The sequence below is a fragment of the Streptomyces sp. NPDC002825 genome (genome assembly GCF_040295385.1).
Lineage (GTDB): Bacteria > Actinomycetota > Actinomycetes > Streptomycetales > Streptomycetaceae > Streptomyces.
In genome coordinates, this window is sequence record NZ_JBEOVH010000031.1 from 93,085 (window position 1) to 110,447 (window position 17,363).

Consider the following 17,363-nt stretch of genomic DNA (forward strand, 5'->3'; position numbering starts at 1 on the left):
GCGCGATGATCCGGGTCCTGATCGCCGACGACGAGCCGATGATCCGGGCAGGGGTGCGCGCCGTTCTTGCCACGGATCCGGACATCGAAGTCGTCGCCGAGGCCGTCGACGGGCACGACGCCGTGGCACTGGTGCAACGCCATCGTCCCGCGGTGGCCGTTCTCGACATCCGTATGCCCGGAATCAACGGCATCGACGCCGCCGCGGAGATCCGCAGCACCGTGCCGTCCACGAGCATCGTCATGCTGACGACCTTCGGGGAGGACGACTACATCCTCAAGGCGCTCGGCGGTGGTGCGGCCGGCTTCCTGATCAAGTCCGGCGAACCCGAGGAACTGATCACCGGAGTCCGTGCAGTGGCCGAAGGCGCCGCCTACCTGTCACCGAAGGTCGCGGCCCGGGTCATCGCGCATCTCGCCGCGACGGGGGCGGGCACCCTGGCCGGTAGGCGCTCCGCCGCCCGCGACCGGGTCGCGGCCCTCACCGCCCGGGAGAGCGAGGTACTGGCCCATCTCGGAAGCGGTCTGTCCAACGGGCAGATCGCCCGGCGGCTCCATGTGGTGGAGGGAACCGTCAAAGCCCACGTGAGTTCCATCCTGGCGAGGCTGGGCGTCGACAACCGGGCCGCTGCCGCGGTGGTGGCCCACGAGGCCGGGATCATTCCGCCTCAGCCTTCCCAGCCGTGATGCCGCCGCCTCGGCAAGGGGCAGGAGCGCGAGCAGCACCGCCGTCACGACAGCGCCGCCGAGCGTCGCACCGGCGAGCACGTCGTGCGGGTAATGAACCCCCACCAGGACACGGAGCAGCGCGGCGGCCCCGGCCAGCGGCAGCGTGATCGCGGCGAGGCGGGGCCGCAGCACGGCGAGACCGACGGCCAGGCCTGCGGCCAGGGTGGCGTGGTTGCTCGGGAACGACCAGTCCCCCGGTCCGGGGCATTCCGCTACGGATGCGGCCCCTGCGCGCAGCGCACGGCAAGGGCGCTCCTCGTCCACGACGAGCTTCACCGCTTCGCTCACCGCATAGGCCGCTACGGTGCCGACACCGGTCAGGACGGATCCGGCGACCTCCCGTGTGTTCCCTCGGCGGATCGCCGTCCACCCCATCCGGACCAGCAACATTCCGAGGATCACCAAGGTTCCCTCGGTGGCCACTTCCAGGAGGAGGCCCAGCCACGACGGCGCATCCGCCACGGCTCCGGCCACCGACCGGTACGCGGACGCCGAAGCGCCACCCGTGACCTCGACCGCACCGACCTCGCCCAGCCCGCCTGGGGACAGCCACGTGACGGCTCCTGCTCCCACGCCGAGGACGGCCGACGTGCCGAAGAGCCGACCGGCTCCGAATTTCCTTCGCGGTTCTCGTTCCATGAGGCCCGAACGTAGAAGCGGGAACAGTCGGGAACACGAGCCGAACGGCAACACCGGACCCTGACGATCGTCGGGGTTGACAGCTTCAGGGGCAGCACGAAAGAACTCCGGCGCCCGGCTCGTCGAGTGGTCCCGCCGGCGGCGAAGGGGGACGCTGGAAGTGAGCGCGTCCGGGGTTCCGGGCGCCCCGGAGGGAGCGCCCGCCCGGCCGGGAAAGGCCGCGTCATGCGCATGCTGCTGAGGGTCGAGATGGACACGAAGGCCTCCAACGAGGCCATCAGGCAAGGCTCCCTGCTGAAGATCATCGAGGGGACGCTCGACGAACTCAACGCGGAGGCCGCCTACTTCACCGTCGAGGACGGCTGCCGGACCGCCTACATCTTCTTCGAGCTGACCGAACCCTCCCAGATGCCCAAGATCTCGGAGCCGTTCTTCATGGAGGTCGGCGCCAAGATCCACTACTCGCCGGTCATGAACCCGGAGGAGCTCCACAAGGGCATCGCGGCGATCACGCGCTCGTGAGCCTCAGGCGGCCTTCGAGCGGCCGACGTAGCGGATGACCTCGCACTCGTCCAGGATCACCAGGCCCTCACCCACCAGTTCGTCCAGCTGCGGCAGGAAGGCGCGGATCTTCTCCTCCGTGTCCACGACGACCACGGCCACCGGGAGGTCCTCGCTCAGCGACAGCAGACGCTGGGTGTGGATGAGCGACGACGCTCCGAAGCCCTCGATGCCGCGGAACACGCTCGCTCCCGCGAGACCGGCCTCGCGCGCCCGGGCGACGATCTGGGTGTACAGCGGCTTGTGGTGCCACAGATCGGTCTCGCCCACGAAGACCGTCACCCGCAGGGCCCTGCCCGTCAGCCTGGTCATCGCCGCCTCCATGCCGTACGCGGCGCCCCGCGCCGCGGCAGCGAGGCGGGGCCGGCACTTCGAGTCTACGGTCGCGCCTCCACGGGGTCGCGCGGCGCGGGAAGGGGGCCGGCCGGGACGCCGGGCCCCCTTCCGTGGGCGGAGCGGGTCAGCAGCCGCTCGTGAGCCAGCGGCAGGCGGTGATCAGCGCGGCGGCGTGCTCCTCGCCACGGGCGTCCTCCGTGCGGACCTCCTCCGGCAGGACCTGCAGGGCATCGATGTCGTACTCCGTCATGACGGTCTCCTTCTTCTCGTACGTCGGACATCTCGGTGGTACGCCGGCGGCCGGACGGCCGCCGGACACTCAGGGGTGGGCCGGCCCGTCCTCCGGCAGCCAGGCCCGCGGGCCGCCGCACCGCAGGCGCAGCAACAGCGACAGGCTCCCGGCGAGGCCGGTGGCGTACTCGGCGAGGACGGTCCTGCGGTTCTCGTCGGGTACGAGGAGCCGGCCGTCGCGCAGGACGGCCTGCGCGGCCAGGTGCTCGACCAGGAGCTCGGCGGCGGCGCGGTGGCTCTCCTCGCCCGTCCGGTCGGCGGCGTCGAGGAGGAACTCGGCGTTCCCCGCGAGCCCGTGGCAGGTGGCCGGCGAGTCGGTCGCCCTGCCCGCCCGTACGGCTCGGGTCGCGCCCTCCACCAGGTCGCGCAGGAGCTTGTCGGACGCGCCGGTCGCCGACCAGAGCCGGACGAGGAAGGTGCCGACGCCTGAGGAGCCGCTGCACCAGTGGCGGGCGAGCTCCGGGGAGTCGGAGAGGTGGCGGGCCCGGTCCACGGGCCACAGCGCGCCCGCCGGTCCGCTGCGGGCGGCCGCCGCGAGGGTGGCCCCGGCCTCGGTCGCCGCGTCGAGGAACCGTTCGTCGCCGGTGGCCTCCGCCGCGAGCAGCAGGAAGGTGCCGACGCCGGACACGCCGTGCGCGAAGCCGTAGTGCCAGGCCCCGGCGAGCGCCGTTCCGAAGTCCTCCGGCACCGGCCAGAACACTCCCTCGGGGGTGCGCCGCGCCGCGTCGAGCAGTCCGTCCGCGGTCTCGACGGCGCGCTCCAGGAAGCGGGGGTCCCCGGTGGTGCGCCAGAAGTGCAGCTGCGTCAGGCCGGCGCCGGCCACGCCGTGGCAGACGTCCGGGTTGGGGCCCAGGACGGGCAGGCCGAGGGCCAGGGCGAGGGCGCGGTCCGTGAGCGCCTCGTCGTCCAGGGCCCGGCCCGCGTCGAGCAGGGCCCAGGCCGTGCCCGACCGGCCGAAGTGCAGCCCCGGGACCTCGCTCCGCAGCGTCTCCTGCCGCTCCACCGTCCAACGGGCGGCGGAACGGAGGCCTGCGGCGAGCGCCTCACGGGTCACGCCGCCGGTCTCCGGGAGGCCGAGCCCGGTGTCCCAGTGACCGAGGGCCCGGGCGAGCAGAGCCACACCGCCGGCCGAGCCGTGCTGGACCGCCACCGGGTCGCAGGTCTCGCCGAACGAGTCGGAGACCCACAGCCGTTCGGGGTCGTGCGGACGCATCGTGTCCAGGAGGTGGGCGATGCCGTCGCGCAGAAGACGCGCGCGGGTGGCGGCCGCGTCCGGGTACTCGTTCTCCTCATGGGTCCGACAGGTCTCCGGGGGCCGGCGGGTCTCCGGCGTCCGACAGGTCTCCGCTGCTCGGCCTCCGGCGAGGAACTCCCGCGCCCGGTCCAGGGTCCACCGGTCCCGGGGCGCGTCCCGCGTCAGCCCCAGGATCAGCGGCGCGAACCGTCGTACGCGCACGTCGTCACGGGCCAGGAGGTGCACCAGGTCCTCCATGCGGCGTTCGTCCGGCCGGGCCGTGGACGGCGGGAGGTCCTCCGCGAACACCGGATCCGCTCCGGTCAGGGCGTGCAACACGGTGGCGCCGAGGGCGTACAGGTCGACGCCCGGCGGCAGCGCGGGCGCCACCTGGTCGACGGCGCGCAGCTCGGGCGCGGTGTAGCCGGGGGTGGCGCCGAGGACCCACCGCTCGCCTTCCCCGGCCGCCATCTCCAGGTCGATGAGGACGAGCCGCCCGTCCGGGGTGACCATGACGTTGTTGGGGTTGAAGTCGTGCAGGGTGAGGCCGAGTTCATGGGCCGTGGCGACGAGTTCGACGAGCTGCCGGACCAGGGAGTCGGCCGTGCGGTCGTCGGGGCAGCCGATGCCGTCCCGGGCGAGGCGCTCGGCGACGGTGCGCCGGAGCGTCGCCCCCGGGACCGCTTCGGTGGCCAGGAACACGCTGCCCTGCTGTTCGAACACCTCGACAAGGCCCGGGACCCGGTCGGGGCGCACCCGGCCGAACCGTTCGAGGAGTGCGGCCTCGCGGCGCAACAGGTCGCGGACGTCGAGGCCTTCGAGCCCGGCGCCCACGTGGGGCCGTGCCTGCTTGACGACGACCTGCGCGCCGGTGCGGGTATCCTCGGCCCGGAAGACCCCGCCCTTGTTGGAGTGCTGGATCGCGCCCCGTACGAGGAAGCGGTCGCCGAGGAGGACGGGCTTGGCCGTGGCCGTGCTGCGCGCCGGTGCGGCGGGACGGTCGGGGAAGGGGTCGCCGGCCCAGGCCGGTGGGCTGAACCAGGCGTTGCGCTCGTCGGCGACCGGCCGGCCCTCGGGGTCGGTGAGGCGGGCGGCGAAGGAGCCGTCGGCGGTCAGTTCGCGGACGCCCTTGAACACGCCGTACCGGTAGAAGACCTGGCTTCCGGGGCGGTATCGGCGGTCGGAGAGGACGGCGGGGCCCGGGAGTCCCTCGGTGGCCCGGTGGAGTTCCTCGGCGAGCCGCCGGAACTGCTCGTCGTCCGCGGGGTACACGGTCAGGAACTTGCCGCCTCCGCCGCGGGCGAAGCGCCCGGACACCAGGGCGGCGACCCTGGCCGGACTCCCGGCGAACTTGAAGGCAGCTCGGTGGGCCACGAGGACCTCGGCGGACCGGGCGAGGACCAGGGGTGCGGAGAGCGGGGTGGCGGGGACGTGGAGCTTCCAGCCCTGGGCCCGTCCGACGGCCGCGCCGGGCACGACGTGGCACCAGAACTCGCCGGGTTCGACGCTCCACGGCTCCTGGGCGGCCCGGGCGATCGCGGCATGCACGATGCCGGGCAACAGGGCCAGGTCCGCGGCGCTTTCGACGCGCGAGCGCCGGGGGCCGGGGGCGTACGGGGAGGGGTTCCCTGTGGGTGACGACATCCCTACTGCACCGGCCGCCCGTACTCGTCGCCCCAGCTGGTGTCCAAGGGGTCCGCGGCGACCGTCCGCGTCGTCTCCGGTGCGCCGCCCTCGGTGGCGACGGTCACTCCGCCGGCGAGCAGGACGGCGAGGAGGAGAAGGCAGCGGACGGCAACGGACATGGTGCGGCTCCTGGTTCGGGAGAGGAGAGGACAGGCGGGAAGCTCCGTGTCTGGCGGATTCACGCCGTATGTCGGCCTGATGGGGATTCCCCCGGCCGGACGCCACCAGTTCATCCCGGCGAGCCCGCTTGGTCCAGGGCCATGACCTGGCAATACCCTGCATGGCAGGGAAGTGGCAGGGCCGCATCACGGGGGAAATGCGTGACTACTGGGGTGGATGTGGACGGAATACCTCGGCTGGACGCCGGGGCCGTCGCCGTCTTCGCGTACGCGCTGGAGCACGGCGGCCTCGCCGACCGGTCGCCGGACGGGCTGCCGGACCTCGGGCTCGGCCGGGATGAGGTCGAGGCGGCCTGCCGCACCCTGCGGCGCCTCCGGCTGCTCCGGCCGGCGCCCGGCCGGAGCGCGGAGCTGATCCCGGTGAGCCCGGACGCCGCCGCGGCGGAGGTCGTCGGCCCGCTGGAGGCTGAGCTCGCGCGGGCCGCCGCGCACGCCCAGTCCCTCCGCGACGATCTGCACTCCCTGATGCCCCGGTACCGCGCGGCCCGGCGCGAGCAGGGCCGCCGGGAGGGCTTCGACGTGCTGCCCGACATGGCATCCGCCTCCGCGATGCTCACCGAGGAGTCCGCCCGCTGCCGGGAGGAGGTGTTCAGCATCCAGCCCGGCGGCGGCCGGGCCGCGCACCGCCTCGGGGACGCGGTCGAGCGGGACGTGGCCATGCTCCGCCGGGGCGTGCGGATGCGCACGCTGTACCAGCACTCGGCGAGGACCAGCCTCTCCACCCAGGGGTACGTGGAGCGGCTGACCGAGGCCGGCGCCGAGTACCGCACGGCGGCCGAACTGCCCGACAGGGCCGTGGTCTTCGACCGCGCCGTGGCCTTCCTGCCCCGGCGCGCCGACGGTGGTACGGGTGAGGGCGCGGTCCTCGTCCGGGACCCGGACGTGGTGGCGTACCTCTGCCGGGTGTTCGAGCAGCACTGGTCCGGGGCGGTCCCCTTCCGCGGTACCAGCGAGGCCGCGTACAAGGAGGTCGGCCCCAGTCTGCGGCGGGCCCTCGTGGGGCTCCTCGCGGAGGGCGCCAAGGACGAGGTGATCGCCCGTCGGATGGGGATGTCGCTGCGCACCTGCCGCCGTCACATCGCCGATCTCCTGGAGGAGTTGGGCGCGGAGAGCCGCTTCCAGGGCGGTGCGCTCGCGGAGCGCGCCGGGCTCACGGGCACGGAGGTCACGACGGACGCGGCCGAGGGCACCGCTCACCGGTAGGGTGCCCTCCGGCAAACAGTGTTCTGCGTGGGGAGACATGGGTTCATGGGCGGTCAGCAAGCGGGCCGGGGCGGCTCCGAGGTGTTCAAGGCGCTGGCGGCGGACGACCCCACCACAGTCGCCGGATATCGGCTCGCGGCCCGGCTGGGCGCCGGCGGCATGGGCAAGGTGTACCTGTCGTACACGCCCGGCGGTCGTCCGGTGGCCATCAAGCTGATCCGTCCCGAGTTCGGCGAGGACGCGGAGTTCCGCCGCCGGTTCGCCCAGGAGGTGCGCTCCGCGCAGCGCGTCCAGGGCCTGTTCACCGCCCCCGTCATCGACGCGGACCCGGACGGCGCGCAGCCGTGGCTGGCCACCGCGTACGTGCCGGGGCCCTCGCTCGCCGACGCGGTCGTGGCGCACGGCGCGCTGCCGGTGGAGACGGTGCTGCTGCTCGTCGCGGGCATGGCCGAGGCCCTGCACGTCATCCACGGGGCGGGCATCGTGCACCGGGACCTGAAGCCGTCGAATGTGCTGCTCGCCGCCGACGGGCCGCGCGTCATCGACTTCGGCATCGCCCACGCGGCCGACGCGACGTCCCTGACGGGCAGTGGAGTCACCATAGGGACGCCGTCGTTCATGGCACCCGAGCAGGCGGCGGGGCGCAAGGTCACGCCCGCCACGGACGTGTTCGCGCTCGGTCAGGTCGCGGCGTACGCGGCGACGGGCGTCCCGGCGTTCGGCGAGGGCACCGGGCACGGGGTGCTGTACCGGATCGTGCACGAGGATCCGGACCTGAGCGCCGTTCCGGAGCGGCTCACCGAACTGGTCACGCGGTGCCTCGCGAAGGACCCCGAGGCGCGGCCGACGCTCGCCGAGATCATCAGGCTGTGCCAGGAGGCGAACGCGGCGACGGTGCTGCGCCGGCCCGAGGACTGGCTGCCGGGCGCGGTCTCCGCCGAGATCACGGCCCGGGCCGCGGCTCCGGCGCCGCCGCAGACGCCTCCGCCGCCGACGACCGCCCCCACGGCTGCACCGGCGGCTGCGCCGGTGGCACCGGCCGGGTACTCGCCGACGGCGCCGTCCGCGCCGTCGACCCCGCCGCCGGGGTACGGCCCGCCGCCGAGCACGGTCCACGCGTCCCCCACGGCCCCGGCGGCGACCCCGGCCGCTCCCCCGGCGGCCGCCCCGGTCGCTCCCCCGGCCGCCGCCGCTCCGGCGCCCGGCTACGCGTACGCCCCGACGCAGGGCCCGGGCGGTTCCGGCTACGCCCCGACGCAGGGCCCGGGCGGTTCCGGCTACGCCCCGACGCAGGGCCCCGGCAGTTCCGGCTACGTCCCGACGCAGGGGCCGGCGGCTCACGGTTACGCCCAGACGCAGGGGCCCGGCGCTCCCGCGTACCCGCAGCAGGCCTGGGCTCAGCACCCGCCCCAGCCGCGGCAGAAGAAGAGCGGCGGGCGCGGTCTCGTCATCGCCGTCGCCGCCGTCCTCGCCTTCGCCGTCGCGGGCGGCGCGACCGCCTACGTCGTCCTGAAGGACAAGGACGGACAACAGGCGTCGAACGCCGGTGGCAAGACCGGCGGGAAGGGTTCGGCGAGCACGCAGGGCAGCGGGGGGACGGGGACCGGGACCGGGACCGGGAGCTCGGCCCCGAAGCCGTCGACGGCACCGGCCCCGCAGGCGGCCACGTACAAGAACATCGACCTCACGGCCGGGTACCACCTGACCCTCGGGGACACGGACGTGCGTCCCCAGGACGGGGAGGACAACGGCTACGAACTCTCCTACGACACCGGCGGCTACCTCGACGCCGAGAGCAGCGGCGGCAACCTGGTGCTGCTCGACCCGGGCCAGCAGGGTTCCCTCGAAGCGTGCCGCGCGGAGACCCGGTTCACCCAGAACATCTACGTGAACAAGCTGTCGCCGGGCCGTCAGGTCTGCGTCACGACGGGCACCGGCCATCTCGGCCTGGTCACGGTCAAGGCCTTCTCCCCGGAGGACTCGCCGAGCACCTACATGACCCTCGATCTGACGGTCTGGCGGAACGCGGCGCCGTCCGCGTCGACGGACTGACCGCCACCGCCGTCGAGGAGGGGCCATGGCCTCTCCTCGACGGCGAGATCCTGCTACCGGCGCCCCCGCCCCTACTTCAGGTGTCGGGCGAAGAACCGGGCCCCGTTCTCCAGCTCGAACCGCGGGACGCCGGTGTGGCCGCCCATGTTGGCGTGCAGCGTCTTCTCCTTGGAGCCGAAGGCGTCGTAGAGGTCCAGGGCGGCCTGCCGGTCGTTGTCCTCGTCGTCCCACTGCAGCAGGACCTGCAGGGGAATGGTGACCCCGCGGGCCTCCTCGAACATGACGGCCGGCACGAGGCTCCCGGCGAAGAGGACGGCGGCCGCGATGCGCGGCTCGACCGCCGCGAGGCGGACGCCGATGGAGATCACTCCGCCCTCGTACCCGACCGGGCCGCCGAGCCCGGGCAGCGACAGGAGGGCGTCCAGGGCGGACTGCCACTCCGGTACGGACCTCTCGACCAGCGGGAGGACGAGGGCGTCGATGACGTCGGCGCCCACCGGCCCGCCGGCCTCCATGGCGCTGCGCAGGTCGGCGCGGGCCTGGTCGACGGCGTCCCACCGGGGCCGGTCACCGCTCCCGGGGAGCTCGATGGTGGCGGCGGCGAAGCCGTACTGCGTCGCGTAGTACCGGGCCCGCGCCGCGAGCCGGGGGTACACCCTGCTCAGCCCGAGGGGCGGGGGGCAGATCAGGACCAGCGGAGCCGGTTCGGACCCGGATGCGGGCGTCCACAGGATGCCGGGGATCTCGCCGAGGGTGAATGCGCGCTCGATGACGCCGTCGTCGAGGCGCTGTTCGGAAGTGAAGTGCACGGTCGTGCCTTTCGGGAGTGCTCGGAGAACGGCGCTCCCGGGCGACCTATCGCCCGACCGTGACCCCGGAGGGGAGCACCCATGTCTGTACTGCGTTCACGGGTACCACCTCCTTGATCTTGCACGGCCTCCGGAAAGGTAGCAGGGTCGCCGCGGTCCGCCAAAGAGTTTTGTTCGGGGCCCTCCGCGCCATGGGGGCGCTATGGTGGAGCCATGCATCTGTCGTCGTGCCTCAGCTGGTGGCGCTCCTCCTAGGAGCGGCCACTACTCGCGCACGACCGGGCCGTTCGGACGAACGGCCCTTTTGCGTTTCCTGGCTCATGGGTCCTGTCGTCCCGACGGCACCACCGACCCACACCGGGAGAACGCCATGACCACCCTCGCCACCACCACCGCCGTCGCCTCCTCCGCCTCCTCCGCTTCGCCCGTCGATGCGCTCGGGACGGCCGCCGCCCGCACGCGCAGCGCGGTGCTCGAACGACAGATCCTCGAAGCCCCGGGGCGCTTCCGCATCCTGACCGGTGACCGCCCCACCGGGCGGCTGCACCTGGGGCACTACTTCGGCACCCTGCACAACCGGGTGCGGCTGCAGAACCTCGGCGTGGAGCTGTTCGTGATCATCGCGGACTACCAGGTCCTCACCGACCGCGACGTGGCGGACCGCCTCCCCGAGCACATCGAGGAGCTGCTCCTCGACCACCTCGCCATCGGCGTCGACCCCGCGCGCAGCACGGTCTTCACGCACAGCGCGGTGCCCGCCCTGAACCAGCTGCTGCTGCCCTTCCTCAGTCTCGTGTCCGTGGCCGAGCTGAACCGCAACCCCACCGTCAAGGACGAGATCGCCCACTCCCGGCAGTCCGCCGTCAGCGGCCTGATGTTCACCTATCCCGTGCACCAGGCCGCCGACATCCTCTTCTGCAAGGCCAACCTCGTGCCCGTCGGCCAGGACCAGCTGCCGCACCTGGAGATCACCCGGACCGTCGCCCGCCGGTTCAACGACCGCTACGGCAACGGCGTCCCCGTCTTCCCCGAGCCCGACGCCCTGCTGTCCGAGGCGCCGCTGCTGCTCGGCACGGACGGCACAAAGATGAGCAAGAGCCGCGGCAACGCCATCGCCCTGGCCGCCGGCGCCGACGAGACCGCCCGGCTGATCAAGGGCGCGAAGACCGACTCGGACCGCCACATCGCCTACGACCCGGCCGGCCGCCCCGAGGTGGCCTCGCTCCTGCTGCTCTCCGCCCTCTGTCAGGGCCGTACGCCGGAGGAGGTCGCCGACGACATCGGCTCCGCCGGGGCCGCGGCACTGAAGCGGACCGTGACGGAGTCGGTCAACGAGTTCCTGGCACCGATCCGGGCCCGCCGTGCGGAATACGCACGCGACCGCTCGTACCTCCGCGGCGTCCTGCGCGAGGGGAACGAGCGGGCCCGGGCGGTGGCGGACGAGACGCTGGCGGAGGTGCGCAGGGCGATGAGGAACCACTACTGACGCGTGGTTCCGGCACGGGAATGACGGAAGGGGCTCCGGGCGCCATCGACCGGGCGCTGCCCGCCGAGCTCCAGCGGGACGCCACACAGGCGTACACGGTGCTCGGCGAGGCAGCGCCTCGGTCCTGGAGGAGGTGCGGACCTCGACCACGGTCCGACTGCAGGACATGCGGCGCCGGTTGTGCGCGATCGAGGGTGTGAGCGGCACGCAGGCGACGGTGTCCCGGGAGACCTTCTTCGAGCGGTCGGTCTCCACGGACTGACGTCCCGTCGCCTCGCGTCAGCCGGTCGAGCCGCTCTCCAGGATGCCCTTGAGGGCCCTTTCGTCTCTCGGCATCTCCTTCCGCGCGTGCGGGCGGACGACGAGGGGGACGAGTGCCATGCCGATGCCGTGCCCCTCGAAGTCGAGGGAGAGCGTCAGGCGGGAGCGCTCGCCGTCGTCCAGCGGCTCGATGGTGCCCTGGACGTCGCCGCGTACGGGGCCGTCGATGCCGTGCACGTGCCAGTGCCTCGGCGGCTCCAACTCGATGACCTGCATGGTCGAGGTGAACTCCCGCTTGCCGAGCCGCCGTGTGACGGCGACCTTGGAGCCGACCGCCAGGGGGGTGTCGCCGATCTTGCGGACCGATACCGCGCTCTCCTGCCACTCGGGCAGATGCGTCGGGTCGGTCACGTAGGAGAAGACATCGGCGGGCGTGCGGGCGATGTCGATGGTTTCCGTGATGGCAGGCATGTCGCCCTTCTTCGTTCGACGGAGGGCCTCGCCGGAAGCCGGTGCGCCGCCGTCGGGCCCGTTGTCGCTTCGTACAAATCGTCCCACGTCGGGCGATGACAGGCCAGCCTCGCCCGCCCGGCGGGATGCCGACGGCCCGCACCGAACGCACACCACGGCACCCGGGCGCCACGCAGAGTGACGCACCACCCGCTTGCCGGTCCCCAGGTTGCGGCTAATGTCGATATATAGGCCATATGTACATCCTCGTTCCCGCGCTCACGAGGTGAGGGAGAGGGGGCGTACGAAAGGAGCCTCCCATGACCCGTACGTTGCGGAGCGCGATAGCCCTGGCCGGAGCCGCGGCCCTCTCCCTGGGGGTGGTGGCGACCAGCGCGGCGGCCCTGGGCGCGGGGAGCGAGAAGCAGGGGGACGTGAAGATCGGACTGCTGCTTCCGGAGAGCAAGACCACCCGGTACGAGAAGTTCGACCGGCCCTACATCGAGCAGAAGATCAAGGAACTGGCGCCCGACGCCCAGATCGACTACTACAACGCCGCGGAGAGCGCGACGACCCAGCAACAACAGGTCAACACCGCACTCGCCAAGGGCGACAAGGTCCTCATCCTCGATGCCGTGGACGCCAAGTCCATCCAGTCCTCCGTGCAGAAGGCCCATGACGCGGGCGTCAAGGTCGTCGCGTACGACCGCCTCGCGCAGGGCCCCGTCGACGCCTACGTCTCGTACGACAACCACAAGGTCGGCGAGCTGCAGGGCAAGGCGCTCCTCGCCGCGCTCGGCGACAAGGCCAAGAGCGGCGAGATCGTGATGCACAACGGGTCTCCGACGGACCCGAACGCGGCCCAGTTCAAGGCCGGCGCCCACTCCGTCCTGGACGGCAAGGTGAAGATCGGCAAGGAGTACGACACTCCCAACTGGGACCCGAACAACGCCAACCAGCAGATGTCCGGCGCCATCAGCTCCCTCGGCAAGGACAAGATCGTCGGTGTCTACTCGGCCAACGACGGACTGGCCGCGGGCATCGCGACCGCCCTCAAGGCGGCCGGCATGAACGTGCCGCTGAGCGGTCAGGACGCCCAACTCGACGCGATCCAGCGGATCCTGATCGGCACTCAGACCTTCACCGTCGAGAAGCCCTACAAGCCGGAGGCCGACATCGCCGCCACGATGGCCGTCAACCTGGCCGAGGGCAAGAAGCTGTCGTCCGACCTGACACCCACCACCGTCACGAGCGACGGTGACCGCAAGGTCGCGGCCCAGCTGCTCAACCCGGTCGTGGTCAACAAGGACAACATCAAGGACACCGTCGTCAAGGACGGGCTCTACACGATCCAGGAGATCTGCACTCCGACCTATGCGGCGGCCTGCAAGGACGCCGGTCTCGAGTAGCCGGTCCCCAGAAGCCGGTTCCCAAGAGCCGGTCCCGAGTAGCCGGTTCCCAAGAGCCGGTCCCGAAAAGCCGCGGAGCGGTCCACGCGAGCGGAGGAGGCGGTTCCCTTGCCGGAGCCACCCGTGCTCACCCTGCGGGGGATCTCCAAACGGTTCGGCGCGGTCCAGGCGTTGAAGGACTTCGATCTCGAGGTCCACGCCGGCGAGGTCGTCGCCCTCGTCGGCGACAACGGCGCCGGCAAGTCCACCGCCGTCAAGTCGATCGCCGGGGTGAACCCGCCCGACGAGGGCGTCATCGAGTGGCAGGGCCGGGCGGTCTCCATCAACCGGCCCCACGACGCCCAGAACCTCGGCATCGCCACCGTCTACCAGGACCTCGCGCTGTGCGACAACCTGGACGTGGTCGGCAATCTCTTCCTCGGCCGCGAGCTGCGCCGCTTCGGCGTCCTGGACGAGGTCCGGATGGAGCAGCGCTCGCGCGAGCTCCTCCACACCCTCTCCATCCGGATCCCCAGTGTGCGGATCCCGATCGCCTCCCTGTCGGGCGGCCAGCGCCAGACCGTCGCGATCGCCCGCTCCCTGATCGGCGACCCGAAGGTCGTCATCCTGGACGAGCCCACCGCCGCCCTGGGCGTGGAGCAGACGGCCGAGGTCCTCGACCTGGTCGAGCGGCTCCGCGACCACGGGCTCGGCACCATCCTGATCAGCCACAACATGGTGGACGTGATGGCGGTCGCCGACCGCATCGCCGTCATGCGCCTGGGCCGGAACAACGGCTTCTTCGACAAGCGCTCCACGACCACCGAGGAGATCATCTCCGCCATCACCGGGGCCACCGAAAGCGCCGTCACCCGCCGCCAGGCCCGCAAGCGGGAGGAGGAGCGATGAGACGGGACCGAGCCGCCGGAGACGGCGCCACCCAGGAACCGGCGCCCGAGTCCATGCCGGCGGTCGACACCCGGCTGCTCGTCCGCGAGGAGGGCCTCAAGGGGTATCTCGGGGAGTTCCGCCGCAGGTTGCGCAGCGGAGAGCTGGGGTCGCTGCCGGTCGTCGTCGCCGTGATCATCATCTGGACGGTCTTCGGCAGCCTCGACAGCACGTTCCTCTCGGCCCAGAACCTCTCCGACCTCAGTCAGCAGATCGTCGGCACCGGCATGATCGCCGTCGGTATCGTCTTCGTCCTGCTGCTCGGCGAGATCGACCTCTCCGTCGGCTCCGTCAGCGGCCTGTGCGCCGCCATCTTCGCCGTGCTCAACGTCCTGAACGGCATGAACGAGTGGCTGGCGCTGCTCGTCGCGCTCGCGGGCGGCGCCGCCGTCGGGCTCATCCACGGCTTCTTCTTCGCGAAGGTCGGTGTGCCGGCGTTCGTGGTCACCCTGGCCGGCAACCTGTTCTGGAACGGTCTGATGCTCCAGATCCTGGGCACCAGCGGCACGGTCAACATCCCGAGCGAGAGCATCGTCTCCAAGCTCTACTCGACGATCTTCCACAGTCCCGCGACCGCCTACGTGACCGCGGCCGTCGGGGTCGGGCTCTTCCTGGCGGCCTCGCTCCTGGACGCCAGACGCCGCCAGGCCGCCCGGGTGCCGTTCCGCCCGGTCGCCGAGATCGTGCTCCGTACGGTCGTCATCGCGGCGATCGCGTTCGTCGCGGCGTACATCCTCAACCAGTACCAGGGGCTTCCGCTCGCGCTCCTCATCTTCCTGATCGTGCTGGTGCTCCTCGACTTCGTGCTGCGCCGTACGACGTACGGGCGGCGGATCTTCGCCGTCGGCGGCAACATCGAGGGTGCCCGCCGCGCCGGCATCAGCGTGCCGTTCGTCCGGATGACGGTCTTCTCGATCTCCGGGTTCATGGCCGCGGCCGGCGGCATCTTCCTGGCGGGGCAGATCCAGTCCGCGAGCCAGACCTCCGGCGGCGGCAACCTGCTGATGAACGTCATCGCGGCGGCCGTCATCGGCGGTACGAGCCTGTTCGGCGGGCGGGGTTCTGTCTGGTCCGCCCTGCTCGGCGCGCTGGTGATCGGATCCATCCAGTCGGGCATGAACATCATGGGCGTCAGCAACGCCGTCCAGTTCATGATCACCGGAGCGGTCCTGCTGGCCGCCGTGGTCGTCGACTCGCTGTCCCGCCGGAGCCAGAAGGCCGCCGGCCGCGCGTGACCACCGCACTCCCGGAGAAGGAGACCCAAGGAGACTTCCAGGAGACCGCAAGGAGACCTCATGGAGGCGGACCCCAATCGGCGGGACGGGCGTCGCCACGGCCGCGACGAGACCGAGGAGGAGCGGGCCGACCGGCGCTGGGGGGATCTCATGCAGGAGATCCGGGTGGCGCAGACCGGCGTGCAGATCCTCCTCGGCTTCCTCCTCACCGTGGCGTTCACCCCGCACTTCCAGGGCCTCCAGCAGACCGACAAGACGACGTACGTCGTCACGGTCGTCCTCGGATCGCTGGCGACGGGCGCGCTCATCGGCCCCGTCGCCCTCCACCGGATCGTGGCGGGCCGCCGGATCAAACCCCGGGCGGTGACCTGGGCGTCACGTCTGACCTTCGTCGGTCTGATCCTGCTCCTGGCGACCCTGACGTCGGCCCTCTTCCTCGTCCTGCGGGTGGTCACGCACGACGCCTACGTGCCCTGGCTGGTCGCCGGTGTGCTCGCCTGGTACCTGCTGTGCTGGTTCGCGCTGCCCCTGTGGATCCGCATCCGTCACACGAGCGGCGAGTGAGACCGTCCGCCCGGCGGCGGGTCCCGGCCTCCGCTCAGAACAGCGTGGATCCGGCGAAGAGTTCGTTCACCCAGTGGGCGCTCGCCTCGGCGCACCCCTCGTGCGGTGTTCCGGGGAAGAGGCGGAACCAGGAGGCCGCCCGGCCGAGCGCCGCGAGCCGGGTGGCGAGCGTCGCGGCGCGGCGCAGCTCCGGGAGGGAGGGGCCCAGGTCGGTCCAGGGCTCCAGATAGGCGTCGCGCAGCGGGTGCACATGCTCGGCGCCGTGACGCTCGCGGACGGCGCGGGCGGGGACGAGCAGGCTCGTGAAGGGGTGGGCGACATTGGCGTCGCCCCAGTCGAAGAAGGTGAAGCGGCCGACGGCGGGGGTAAGGAGCTGGGCGTCGTGCAGGTCGCAGTGGTCGAGCGAGTCCGGGATCCCGTACGCGTCGAGCTCGGCGCACCAGTCGAGGAGCCGGGGGCGCTGGTCCCCAAGGGCGCGGCGGGAGTCCGGGGCCAGGGTGGCGTTGCCCTCGACGAGGTCGTCGAAGATGGCCGGCAGCTGACCGGTGCGGCCGCCGGGCACGCCGAGGGCGGTCATCCGGTCCGTGTACGGGGTCAGGGCCCGCTGCATCCGCGCGTACTGGCCGAGCGCCTCCGTCCAGGACTCCGGCCCGGCCCCGCCGGCGTCGAGGACGTGCCGGAAGAGGGGCCCGCCGTCGGGCAGGAGCGACCAGCCGCGGGCGGCGTCGACGGCGAGCGGTGTCATGACGTGCTCGGGCACCCAGTCGGCGAGCGCGCCGCCGAGTGCGGCCTCGAAGGCGGCGTCGGGGGCGCTCGCCTTGAACCAGACGGCCTCGCGTTCTCCGGCTCCGATCCGGAAGCGCACGATGATCGACCAGGGGCGGACCCTGACCTCACGGGGTCCCGTCTCCTCCAGACCGTGCCGGGCGAGCTCCCGCTCCGACCAGTCGAGTGCGTCGGTCCGCCAGGCCTCTTCCTCCCAGGGGGTGACCGCGTCCGCGAACTGCCCGCGGTCGACGGTCATGGATGTGGCTCGCCTCATGGGGGCGATTCCACCACCGGGGTGGGCACGGCGCACGCGAATATTCCGGGGCGAGCACGGATGAGACGGGCGGCCCGAGGGAGCTGCGTACACCGGGGGCGGCCCGGGGGAGCTCCGTACACCGGCAGCAGCCCGAGGGGGTTGCTTGCACCCGCGTTGTGGGGGGGGGGGGGGGGGCCGCCGCGGGGCCGGGAGGAACGATTCCGCGCCGGGCTTACAGAGCTAGCGGGGCCCCGCGGGGGCATGGTGGTGGAACCCCCCCCCCCCGGGT

At 72.3% G+C, this 17,363-nt stretch carries 16 protein-coding genes and 2 pseudogenes; 10 read left to right on the forward strand and 8 right to left on the reverse strand.

Going from position 1 to position 17,363, the window contains the following annotated elements:
• The first annotated feature begins 5 nt into the window (after nucleotides 1–5).
• Nucleotides 6–686: a response regulator gene (locus ABT041_RS31125; protein ID WP_351190736.1), complete on the forward strand. Its 681-nt coding sequence runs from the start codon at nucleotides 6–8 to the stop codon at nucleotides 684–686.
• On the opposite strand, the pseudogene ABT041_RS31130 reads toward ABT041_RS31125, so the two are convergent.
• A pseudogene (locus ABT041_RS31130) lies at nucleotides 645–1,367 on the reverse strand (phosphatase PAP2 family protein); the annotation flags it as partial. The gene ABT041_RS31125 and the pseudogene ABT041_RS31130 overlap by 42 nt on opposite strands.
• A gap of 225 nt (nucleotides 1,368–1,592) precedes the next feature.
• Here ABT041_RS31130 and ABT041_RS31135 point away from each other — a divergent pair.
• Nucleotides 1,593–1,889: a hypothetical protein gene (locus ABT041_RS31135; RefSeq protein ID WP_351190738.1), complete on the forward strand. Its 297-nt coding sequence runs from the start codon at nucleotides 1,593–1,595 to the stop codon at nucleotides 1,887–1,889.
• 3 nt (nucleotides 1,890–1,892) lie between these two features.
• Here the strand turns inward: ABT041_RS31135 and ABT041_RS31140 are convergent, their stop codons facing one another.
• The 4 genes from ABT041_RS31140 to ABT041_RS31155 form a co-directional block, all read right to left on the reverse strand.
• On the reverse strand, nucleotides 1,893–2,240 hold the full coding sequence (locus ABT041_RS31140; protein ID WP_351190740.1) for a DUF190 domain-containing protein: 348 nt from the start codon (nucleotides 2,238–2,240) through the stop codon (nucleotides 1,893–1,895).
• A 148-nt stretch (nucleotides 2,241–2,388) separates the two neighbouring features.
• Nucleotides 2,389–2,514, reverse strand: a complete 126-nt coding sequence (locus tag ABT041_RS31145) for a hypothetical protein (RefSeq protein WP_255325155.1) — start codon at nucleotides 2,512–2,514, stop codon at nucleotides 2,389–2,391.
• Nucleotides 2,515–2,583: 69 nt separating this feature from the next.
• Nucleotides 2,584–5,433, reverse strand: coding sequence for a class IV lanthionine synthetase LanL (gene lanL, locus ABT041_RS31150; protein WP_351190743.1), 2,850 nt, complete (start codon nucleotides 5,431–5,433; stop codon nucleotides 2,584–2,586).
• A 2-nt stretch (nucleotides 5,434–5,435) separates the two neighbouring features.
• A complete protein-coding gene (locus ABT041_RS31155; protein WP_351190745.1) occupies nucleotides 5,436–5,594 on the reverse strand; it encodes a hypothetical protein in 159 nt (52 codons plus the stop codon).
• Nucleotides 5,595–5,813: 219 nt separating this feature from the next.
• Here ABT041_RS31155 and ABT041_RS31160 point away from each other — a divergent pair, with 219 nt between their 5' ends.
• Complete coding sequence (locus tag ABT041_RS31160; protein ID WP_351190747.1) at nucleotides 5,814–6,857, forward strand: helix-turn-helix transcriptional regulator; 1,044 nt, start codon at nucleotides 5,814–5,816, stop codon at nucleotides 6,855–6,857.
• Between the two features lie 45 nt (nucleotides 6,858–6,902).
• Nucleotides 6,903–8,909 carry a serine/threonine-protein kinase gene (locus ABT041_RS31165; protein WP_351190749.1) on the forward strand — a complete coding sequence of 669 codons (2,007 nt, stop codon included), beginning with the start codon at nucleotides 6,903–6,905 and terminating at the stop codon, nucleotides 8,907–8,909.
• Between the two features lie 71 nt (nucleotides 8,910–8,980).
• Here the strand turns inward: ABT041_RS31165 and ABT041_RS31170 are convergent, their stop codons facing one another.
• Nucleotides 8,981–9,718, reverse strand: coding sequence for a dienelactone hydrolase family protein (locus ABT041_RS31170; RefSeq protein WP_351190751.1), 738 nt, complete (start codon nucleotides 9,716–9,718; stop codon nucleotides 8,981–8,983).
• 370 nt (nucleotides 9,719–10,088) lie between these two features.
• On the opposite strand from ABT041_RS31170, the gene trpS reads away from it, so the two are divergent.
• Nucleotides 10,089–11,204 carry a tryptophan--tRNA ligase gene (trpS, locus tag ABT041_RS31175; RefSeq protein WP_351190753.1) on the forward strand — a complete coding sequence of 372 codons (1,116 nt, stop codon included), beginning with the start codon at nucleotides 10,089–10,091 and terminating at the stop codon, nucleotides 11,202–11,204.
• 109 nt (nucleotides 11,205–11,313) lie between these two features.
• A pseudogene (locus ABT041_RS31180) lies at nucleotides 11,314–11,466 on the forward strand (Lrp/AsnC family transcriptional regulator); the annotation flags it as partial.
• A gap of 17 nt (nucleotides 11,467–11,483) precedes the next feature.
• Here the strand turns inward: ABT041_RS31180 and ABT041_RS31185 are convergent.
• Complete coding sequence (locus ABT041_RS31185) at nucleotides 11,484–11,936, reverse strand: SRPBCC family protein (RefSeq protein WP_351190757.1); 453 nt, start codon at nucleotides 11,934–11,936, stop codon at nucleotides 11,484–11,486.
• Nucleotides 11,937–12,235: 299 nt separating this feature from the next.
• Between ABT041_RS31185 and ABT041_RS31190 the strand changes: the two genes are divergently transcribed.
• The 4 genes from ABT041_RS31190 (at nucleotide 12,236) to ABT041_RS31205 (ending at nucleotide 16,050) form a co-directional block, all read left to right on the forward strand.
• Complete coding sequence (locus ABT041_RS31190; protein WP_351190759.1) at nucleotides 12,236–13,324, forward strand: substrate-binding domain-containing protein; 1,089 nt, start codon at nucleotides 12,236–12,238, stop codon at nucleotides 13,322–13,324.
• A 108-nt stretch (nucleotides 13,325–13,432) separates the two neighbouring features.
• Nucleotides 13,433–14,212 (forward strand): ATP-binding cassette domain-containing protein, encoded by a 780-nt coding sequence (locus tag ABT041_RS31195; protein WP_351190761.1) that lies wholly within the window; start codon nucleotides 13,433–13,435, stop codon nucleotides 14,210–14,212.
• Nucleotides 14,209–15,486, forward strand: a complete 1,278-nt coding sequence (locus ABT041_RS31200) for a sugar ABC transporter permease (protein WP_351190763.1) — start codon at nucleotides 14,209–14,211, stop codon at nucleotides 15,484–15,486. The genes ABT041_RS31195 and ABT041_RS31200 overlap by 4 nt, the downstream gene beginning before the upstream one ends.
• Before the next feature lie 60 nt (nucleotides 15,487–15,546).
• Complete coding sequence (locus tag ABT041_RS31205; RefSeq protein ID WP_351190765.1) at nucleotides 15,547–16,050, forward strand: DUF6328 family protein; 504 nt, start codon at nucleotides 15,547–15,549, stop codon at nucleotides 16,048–16,050.
• Between the two features lie 34 nt (nucleotides 16,051–16,084).
• Here the strand turns inward: ABT041_RS31205 and ABT041_RS31210 are convergent, their stop codons facing one another.
• On the reverse strand, nucleotides 16,085–17,092 hold the full coding sequence (locus ABT041_RS31210) for an aminoglycoside phosphotransferase family protein (protein WP_351190767.1): 1,008 nt from the start codon (nucleotides 17,090–17,092) through the stop codon (nucleotides 16,085–16,087).
• Nucleotides 17,093–17,363 lie beyond the last annotated feature (271 nt).